7 protein-coding genes are annotated in these 9,439 nt (G+C 48.5%); all 7 read right to left on the reverse strand.

The window, feature by feature from the left end:
- On the reverse strand, positions 1-607 hold a 607-nt coding region (locus A3750_RS03340; protein WP_068548022.1), incomplete at its 3' end, for an AraC family transcriptional regulator.
- 53 nt (positions 608-660) lie between these two features.
- Positions 661-1,056 (reverse strand): thioesterase family protein, encoded by a 396-nt coding sequence (locus A3750_RS03345; RefSeq protein WP_068455032.1) that lies wholly within the window; start codon positions 1,054-1,056, stop codon positions 661-663.
- Positions 1,057-1,144: 88 nt separating this feature from the next.
- Positions 1,145-2,209 carry a class II fructose-bisphosphate aldolase gene (fba, locus tag A3750_RS03350; protein ID WP_068466188.1) on the reverse strand — a complete coding sequence of 355 codons (1,065 nt, stop codon included), beginning with the start codon at positions 2,207-2,209 and terminating at the stop codon, positions 1,145-1,147.
- A 21-nt stretch (positions 2,210-2,230) separates the two neighbouring features.
- Positions 2,231-3,394 (reverse strand): phosphoglycerate kinase, encoded by a 1,164-nt coding sequence (locus A3750_RS03355; RefSeq protein ID WP_068452286.1) that lies wholly within the window; start codon positions 3,392-3,394, stop codon positions 2,231-2,233.
- 38 nt (positions 3,395-3,432) lie between these two features.
- Positions 3,433-4,458 carry a type I glyceraldehyde-3-phosphate dehydrogenase gene (gene gap / locus A3750_RS03360; RefSeq protein WP_068521433.1) on the reverse strand — a complete coding sequence of 342 codons (1,026 nt, stop codon included), beginning with the start codon at positions 4,456-4,458 and terminating at the stop codon, positions 3,433-3,435.
- Between the two features lie 19 nt (positions 4,459-4,477).
- Positions 4,478-6,472 (reverse strand): transketolase, encoded by a 1,995-nt coding sequence (tkt, locus tag A3750_RS03365; RefSeq protein WP_068452279.1) that lies wholly within the window; start codon positions 6,470-6,472, stop codon positions 4,478-4,480.
- Between the two features lie 121 nt (positions 6,473-6,593).
- A partial coding sequence (locus A3750_RS03370) for an NAD-glutamate dehydrogenase domain-containing protein (protein WP_197474849.1) occupies positions 6,594-9,439 on the reverse strand: 2,846 nt, incomplete at its 5' end.

The following is a 9,439-nucleotide window of genomic DNA, read 5'->3' on the forward strand; positions in this document are numbered from 1 at the left end:
CCTTCACCCAAATCTTTAGTCCGCCGTTCTTTCGGTTAATTTCCGCACTACGGCGTTCGGCGAGCGAAGTAAATATCCGAGCACATTGCTGCTCTGCTTCGATGTCGGAATGCACATAGTGCGCATTGGGCCACTCGCATGCCAACTCCTCAACCGCTGCGTTGAAATTGAGCTGATCATGCAGAAACGCGAGCTTAATGGTGCCGCGATTTGTCCAAGCAATAAACGCCTCGCCAAACGGGGACAAACTAACTCCGTAATTAATCGTGAGTCCATGGCCTGCAGACTTAAACTCGCCAGGAGTGACGGCCTCAAAGCGGATATAGTTATCATACAAGCGGCTTTCGCTGGAATAACCAATTGTGGCGGAGGTCTCCGCAACACTGCAGTCGTGCAACAAAGATCTTGAGTGATGGCGATTGACTGCTAGCAAGAACTGTTTAGGGCTTAAGCCTGCCCACTCTTGGAAAGTACGCTGAAAGTGTGCGCTGCTCAGATTGGCAACAGTCGCCAAGTCGGAGAGTGTTGGCTGTTGCTTCGCATTATCGACAAGGTGGTTTATCACCTTTGCCATTCTTTGATACAAGTGATTTTGTTCTTCATGCATGAGACCACCTTATCATGAGCGTAAGCGGCTTCGTCACCCGTTTCTTGCGATATTTATGAAGCGCCGAGATGCTGCTCTAGCTGAGCGCGTATCGACTCTGGAATCGGCTCAGACCGCTTATTTATATGGTCAAAATGCACCATTATTGCAACTCCCTTGGCACAAAGCTTGTCGTTCTGCCATGCTTCTTGATAAACCTCTAATGAACTATTTCCAATCTTTTGGATGCTCGTCTTGATGCTTACATCAATCCCGTAAAAAAGCTCTCCGGTGTATTCCACCTCGACTTTCGCCAAAATCAGGTTCCATTCTTTCGGTAAAAGAGTGGGAACAAAAATCTGAAATATAGGCGTGCGGCACTGTTCAAACCAAACAGGCAGCGTTGCGTTGTTAATGTGGCCGAGCGCATCAGTCTCAGCGAAACGTGGTTGAATGATTTCCGTGAACATTGAATTCTCCGCTTGTCTTTATTCTTTACACTTTGCTTACATGCACAAAAAAGCACGCCGAAGCGTGCTTTTGAGCGAGGATTTGGACTTAGCTGACTTTCGGGTCAAGCTCGCCACGCTGGTAGCGCTCAAACATCGCCTCAAGACTAACAGCCTTTATCTTAGAAGCATTACCCGCTGTGCCGAACGCTTCGTAGCGAGACACGACAATCTCTTTCATTGCCGTGACCGTTTCTTTTAGATACTTACGAGGATCAAACTCAGAAGGGTTTTGTGCCAAGAAACGTCTTACCGCACCGGTTGAAGCCAATCGCAGATCTGTATCGATATTTACCTTGCGTACACCGTACTTAATGCCCTCGACGATTTGCTCTACTGGAACGCCGTAAGTCTCAGGAATCTCTCCGCCAAACTCATTGATAATCGCCAACCACTCCTGCGGTACAGATGAGGAGCCATGCATAACCAGATGTGTGTTCGGAATTCGATCGTGAATCGCTTTGATACGATCAATCGCAAGAATGTCGCCGGTAGGTGGACGCGTGAATTTGTACGCACCATGGCTCGTACCACAAGCAATTGCCAGGGCATCGACTTGTGTTTTCTTAACGAAGTCTGCGGCCTCTTCAGGATCTGTTAGCATTTGATCGTGCGATAACGTCCCTTCTGCACCGATTCCATCTTCTTCTCCGGCCTGCCCCGTCTCCAGAGAACCTAGGCAGCCCAACTCACCTTCTACCGAGACACCACACGCATGCGCCATCTCAACAGTGCGGCGAGTAACATCAACATTGTATTCATAATCTGTGGGCGTCTTACCGTCTTCTCCCAGAGAACCATCCATCATGACCGATGAAAAACCGAGTTGTATTGAACGCTGGCAAACCGAAGGGGACGTGCCGTGGTCTTGGTGCATGACAACCGGAATGTGCGGAAATTCTTCAATCGCGGCGAGAATAAGGTGACGCAAGAATGGTGCACCTGCATACTTTCGTGCTCCTGCAGATGCCTGAACAATTACCGGGCTATCGGTTTGATCTGCCGCTTCCATAATCGCGCGCATTTGCTCGAGGTTATTTACGTTAAAAGCCGGAACGCCGTAACCATGCTCCGCGGCATGGTCCAGCATTTGTCGCATACTAATTAAAGCCATTTTTTTCGCTCCTGAAGAAAATTATTGTTGCGCGCGCTCTGTTAGCATCGCGACCGCTGGCAGTGTCTTGCCTTCTACAAACTCAAGGAAAGCGCCACCACCTGTGGAAATATAAGAAACCTTATCAGCAATCCCGTACTTATCAACCGCTGCGAGTGTGTCACCTCCGCCAGCAATCGAGAATGCGTCGCTCGCTGCAATCGCTTCGGACAGCGCTTTCGTGCCTTCGCCAAACTGATCAAACTCGAACACGCCAACAGGGCCGTTCCATATGATGGTTCCGGCACTTTTAATAATCTCTGCAAATTGTGCCGACGTTTGCTGACCAACATCAAAGATCATATCCGCATCCGTCACATCATCAGCGGCTTTTGCGGTGGCAACAGCTGTTTCGGAGAACTCTTGACCAACAACGACATCAACAGGTGTCGGGATCGAGGTTTTCGATGCAAGCACACGTGCATTATCTAAAAGGTCGGCTTCATAAAGCGACTTACCGACTGGTTTACCTGCCGCAGCTAAGAATGTATTCGCAATACCACCACCGACTATTAATTGATCGACTTTCTCTGAAAGCGATTCGAGCACAGTCAGTTTAGTAGAGACTTTTGAGCCACCAACGATCGCCACGAGTGGCCGCTTAGGCGTCTGCAAGGCTTTCCCTAACGCGTCTAGCTCAGCGGCGAGTAATGGACCTGCACACGAAACAGGCGCAAAACGCCCGACACCATGGGTAGATGCCTGAGCTCGGTGTGCAGTGCCAAAGGCGTCCATTACATATACATCACACAAAGAGGCGTAGAGTTTGGAAAGCGCTTCATCGTCTTTTTTCTCGCCCTTGTTAAATCGAACGTTTTCAAAAAGCACTACATCGCCGCTGCTAATATCGTCCGGAGCTTTCAGCTCCTTGACCAAAGGCACAGGCTTGCCTAAGAGCTCTGAGAGGTGCTCCGCAACGGGCTTCAAGGAGAACTCGTCTGCATACTCGCCCTCAGTCGGACGCCCTAAATGGGACATCAGCATCACTTTAGCCCCTGCGTCGCACGCCGCCTGGATCGTTGGAAGCGATGCGCGGATGCGAGCATCGCTGGTCACCTTACCGTCTTTTACAGGGACATTTAGGTCCTCACGAATAAGGACGCGCTTCCCTTTCAGGTCAAGGTCAGACATCTTGATAACGTTCATATGGTTTTACCTACAAAAAGTTCTAAAACAAAACTAAATTAATTCAAATACTCACGACACCAGTGATCAGCCACATCAAGCATGCGATTAGCGAAGCCCCACTCATTATCAAACCAAACCAGAACCTTAACGAGACTGCCTTGGCTAACCCGAGTCTGGCTGCCATCAATTGTGCAAGAATGCGCATCTTGAATGAAGTCGCTCGAAGCTAAGGGCTCTTCGGTGTAAGCCATCACGCCGCAGTACGATGTGCGAGCGCGCTCTGCGAGCAGAGCATTGACTTCAGCAGCAGAAACATCGCGCTCGACAACAACGTTAAGGTCTATCGCAGAAACGTTGATCGTCGGCACTCGCATGGCGACTGCATTTAAACGCCCTTCTAGCTCTGGTAAAAGACGCTCGATCCCTTTTGCAAGCGCAGTCTCAACAGGGACCATATTGCTCATTGCGCTTCGGGTTCTCCGGAGGTCTTTGTGGTGGTATGCATCAATGATTGGTTGATCATTCATTGCAGAGTGTATCGTCATCAGGCTACCTGACGCGATACCGAAACTTTCGTGAAGCGAGTGGAGAACGGGCACAATTGCATTCGTCGTACAAGATGCATTTGAAACGATGAAATCATTTCGGGTTATGGTGTCTTCATTAACGCCAAAAACAACCGTCTTATCAACATCGCTACTAGCGGGCTGAGAAAACAATACGAACTTAGCGCCCGCCTTTATATGTTTCTGAGCATCGGCTCGAGTCGCGTAAACACCTGTACATTCGAGCACGATATCAACCGAAAGTTCTTTCCACCTTAAGCTATCAAGGTCTTCGAAGTGAGATAAGTTTATCTCGTCACCATCGACTTCAAGTGTATTCTTATCCTTCACAGAAACTGGCAAACGGAACCGACCATGCGTGCTATCGTAGCGCGTGAGATACGCCACCGTATCGATATCCGCAAGTTCATTAATCGCCACTATCTCGCAGGATTTACGCACATTACTCGAATAAAGCGCCCTTAAGACGCTTTGCCCAATTCGGCCATAGCCATTAATGGCAATACGCCACTTCATACACGTTCGCCTTGGCTAATTAAAGCAACTCTTCTGCTGTCGCAATCACGTTTTCGACTGTGAAACCGAACTCTTCAAACAACAAATTAGCAGGTGCAGACTCACCAAAGGTTTCCATGCCGATAACGCGGCCGTCCAAACCGACATATTTATACCAAAAGTCACTAATTCCAGCTTCAATCGCAACGCGGGCTGTGACATCAAGAGGTAAAACACTCTGCTTATACTCTGCACTCTGACGATCGAAAACGTCAGAAGACGGCATCGAAACCACACGCACATTTTTGCCTGAGGTGCTTAATTCGTCTGCAGCTTGCTGGGCCAACGCGACTTCTGAACCAGTCGCAATAAGAATGAGATCAGGCGTTCCTGAACAGTCTCTAAGAACATAGGCTCCTTTCTCGATATCGGAAACCTGATCAGCATTTCGCTCTTGATGCGGAAGGTTTTGACGTGAAAAAACAAGCGATGAAGGGCCGTCTCTACGCTCAACTGCAGCTTTCCAAGCAACCGCCGACTCAACAGCATCACAGGGCCGCCAACAATCCATATTCGGAGTCGTGCGCAGAGATGCCATTTGCTCGACGGGCTGGTGCGTCGGGCCGTCTTCACCCAAACCGATAGAGTCATGTGTGTACACAAAAATAGAACGCTGCTTCATAAGCGCAGCCATGCGCACAGCGTTGCGCGCATATTCCATAAAGATCAAGAATGTTGCACCGTAAGGTACAAAACCACCATGCAGGGCGATACCGTTCATGATCGCCGACATACCAAATTCGCGAACACCATAGTGTAGATAGTTGCCCGAAGCATCATCCGCCGTAACGGCCTTAGAATCGCTCCACATGGTTAAGTTGGAGGGTGCCAAGTCCGCTGAACCGCCCATTAGTTCTGGCAACAAGGGACCAAACGCATTCAGAGTATTTTGAGATGCTTTTCGACTTGCAACCGTATTGCCGTCCTGTTGGCATTGTTCAATATAAGCCTGCGCTTTCGCAGCGAAATCAGCAGGTAGATCACCAGCAAGGCGTCGTTTAAGCTCAACCGCCAAATCTGGATAAGCTGATGCATAGGTATCAAAACGAGAATTCCAGCTCGCCTCTGATGCTGCACCTTTGTCTTTCGCGTTCCATGCACTATAAATGTCTTCCGGAACCTCAAAAGGGCCATGCTCCCAGCCAAGCTTTTCTCGGGTTAGGACGATCTCATCGTCACCAAGAGGGGCCCCGTGACAATCTTCTTTACCTTCTTTATTTGGGGAGCCGAAACCGATCACTGTTTTACAGCAGATAATTGTTGGCTGTGTTGTGTTGGCTTTCGCTTGCGCTAACGCAGCTTCGATGGCATCTGAATCGTGGCCATCTACCGCTGGAATGACTTGCCAGCCATATGATTCGAATCGCTTCGGAGTATCGTCAGTGAACCAACCTTCAACTTCACCATCGATAGAAATGCCGTTGTCATCGTAAAAGACGACCAGTTTGCCCAAGCCTAAGGTGCCAGCCAGTGAACATACTTCGTGAGAAATACCTTCCATCAAGCAGCCATCGCCTGTAAACGCATAAGTATAATGGTCAACAATCTCATGGCCATCACGATTAAATTGCGCCGCAAGCGATTTTTCAGCGATCGCCATGCCAACAGCATTCGCGATGCCTTGCCCAAGCGGACCTGTCGTCGTTTCAACACCAGGGGCATAGCCATATTCCGGGTGACCCGGAGTTCTGGAGTGCAACTGTCGGAAATTTTTTAGGTCATCAATGCTGAGATCATAGCCAGTAAGGTGCAATAGCGAATAAATAAGCATAGAGCCGTGACCATTTGACAGAACAAAGCGGTCGCGATTTGCCCAGTCTGGGTTCGCAGGATTGTGATTTAAATGGCCGTTCCATAATACTTCTGCGATATCCGCCATACCCATCGGCGCACCGGGGTGGCCTGACTTGGCTTTCTGAACTGCGTCCATACTTAAAGCGCGAATGGCGTTCGCTAGATGACGGCGTGATGGCATCGATGATCTCCCAGGAATTGAATAATTGAATCTGCTTGAAAAAAGCGCGTGTATTTTCGCTTAAATGTGATGGCTGAGCAACAGCCACCGCTATGCGGTGGCAAAATAACTCAGATTCTCGCTAGCTGGCGTGCGTTGTACTTTGTGCGAGATCAAGAAGCTCTCGTAAGGCAACTGAGTACATTGCGTATTCGGCATCGTCGGTTGCCTTCAGCTCGGTAAGCGTTTGCTGCCAACGGGAAACCAAGTCAGAATGCTGCTCCATCCAAGAGTCGATGCGTTTTTGCATATCCTTCGGAGAGCCCTTCATATTAAGCAAGCCGACCGTTAACGCCCGCTGCTGCCAATCCAAGTCCTCTCGAAACGCCTCACGAGCCAGCGCCTGCCAATGAGTAGAAGGCGTCAGCGAGTCGATCTGCTGCGCAAACCAATTCAAATCAAGATAATCGCCAATGCTGTAGTAGACCTCAGCCACTCTCTCTAATGAGGCGCTCGAACTTTCATGCGCTTCAATGATGCCAAGGGCGGCGTAGGTAAAGCTCGCTCCTGAAACAAGGCCTGCAACATCCTCTGGCACACCTTCCTCCACAAGCGATTGGTGTCTCTGCTCCCAGCGATCTTTAACACTACCTCTTAAGTATTTATGCAAATCGCTAGAAATTTGAGTCACACCTTTTGAGAAGCGCTCTATGTCGGCAAGCACCTTGAGCTCAGAGCGTCGATTTCTAATCAACCATCGTACAGCCCTGCGCATGAGCGACATGAGCTGGGTCATCATCTCAATTTGTGTGGCGGCAGACACTTTATAATCAAGACCTTCGATCGTCTCCCACCAATGATCTAGTTTAAAAACATCCCGCGCAATGAGGTAAGCCATGGCAATCGATGTTGCATTCGCCCCCGTAGAGTTGTTCAAGCGCGCCACAAACGAAATCCCCATGTGGTTGATCATATCGTTAGCAACTTGCGTTGCGACAATTTCACTATGCAACTGATGATTGTCGATCTCTTTTTTAAACTTTTTACTCAAGCGAGCTGGAAATACTCGGTGTATCTCTGACGAAACGTAGTCGTCCGCAGTAAAGCACTCTTGATTAAGCGCTTCCTTCATATCCCCTTTAACATAAGAGATCAGCACCGCAAGCTCAGGACGCGTCAACCCTTTTCCATTGGATTTGCGTTCGATCATTTGCTCCTCAGATGGAAGGAACTCAAGTTCACGATTTAGCTTTCCTGCCGACTCAAGCGAGTTCATTAACCGTCGATATTCTTCGATACGCGCTACTGCTTCGTAGTTAGCAATACTAATTGCTTGCGTTTGCCTATAGTTATGTCGAAGAACATGTTCCGCTACATCATCGGTCATGTCATAAAGCAGACTATTTCTTTGTTTTTCAGTTAAATCTCCTGCTGTTACCACACCATTGAGCAAGATCTTGATATTCACTTCGTTGTCAGAGCAATCAACGCCCCCTGCATTATCAATGAAATCCGTGTTCAGCAAGCCGCCCTGGGTGGCGAATTCAATTCGGGAATTCTGCGTCATTCCTAAATTGCCACCTTCACCAATCACTTTCACTTTCAGGTCTTTCGCATCAACCCGAAGGCCGTCATTCGCCTTGTCTCCGCAATCTGCATGACTCTCATGAGACGCTTTAATGTAGGTTCCTATCCCGCCGAACCATAACAAATCCATGTCAGCTTTTAATATCTCATGTATCAATGCTGTCGGTGCGAGCGCAGCGACGTCAAGGCCTAGCCATTTTTTAATTTCTGGGGTGAGTTTGATGGACTTTGCGTCACGACTAAAAATTCCACCACCTTTTGATATGAGTGTCTTGTCGTAGTCGTCCCACGAAGATCGTGGTAAATCGAATAGGCGCTGGCGTTCGGCAAACGATTTGGTCGTATCAGGATCTGGATCGATAAAAATATGCATATGGTTAAAGGCTGCGATCAGTTTCGTTTGATCTGAAAGCAACATGCCATTTCCAAAAACATCGCCAGACATATCGCCCACACCAACGCACGTAAAAGGCTGTTCCTGAACATTATGTCCAAGCTCTTTGAAGTGCCTTTGCACTGACACCCAAGCGCCTCTCGCGGTTATGCCCATTTTCTTATGGTCATAACCTTGACTTCCACCGGAAGCGAACGCGTCGCCCAACCAATGTCCTCGATCTTCAGAAATCTGATTTGCGATATCAGAGAACGTTGCTGTCCCCTTGTCGGCCGCCACAACGAGATAATAGTCGTCTTCATCGTGACGAATGGTATTCTTGGGAGGAACCACCTTACCCTTCACTAAGTTGTCGGTCACATCAAGTAAAGCGGAAATAAAGATCTTGTAGCACGCGATACCCTCCTTCATAAACGCGTCCCGATCTCCTTGCGGCAACTTCTTAGCAACAAAACCACCCTTTGCGCCTACCGGGACGATCACGGCATTTTTAACTTGCTGCGCCTTCACCAACCCAAGAACCTCTGTACGGTAATCTTCATTACGATCAGACCAACGCAAGCCACCTCGAGCCACTTTTCCTCCGCGCAAATGCACGCCTTCAACTCTTGGTGAATAGACAAAAATTTCAAACATTGGCACGGGAAGCGGCACATTTGGAATTAAACGAGGTAAAAGTTTGAACGAGATATATGACTTAAACTTGTCTTTGGCTTTCTGATAGAAGTTGGTTCTAACGGTCGCCTTGATTAGATCAAGGTACAAGCGGAGGATCTTATCCTCTGTCAAATTCGGGACATCTTCCAAGCCTTCTAGAAATTCAGTTTCTAATTTCTCAAAAGCCTTAGTCCGCTCAGCTTTTTTAGGGCCTTCTGGATCAAACCGTAGTTTAAACATTTCCAACAACAGCTGAACCAAGTCATCATGATGGACTAAGGTGCTTGAAATCAGCTCCTGGGAGTTACTCACTCGTACCTGTCGCATATACCTCGCGTAACTGCGAAGCA

The organism is Oleiphilus sp. HI0079 (genome assembly GCF_001635105.1).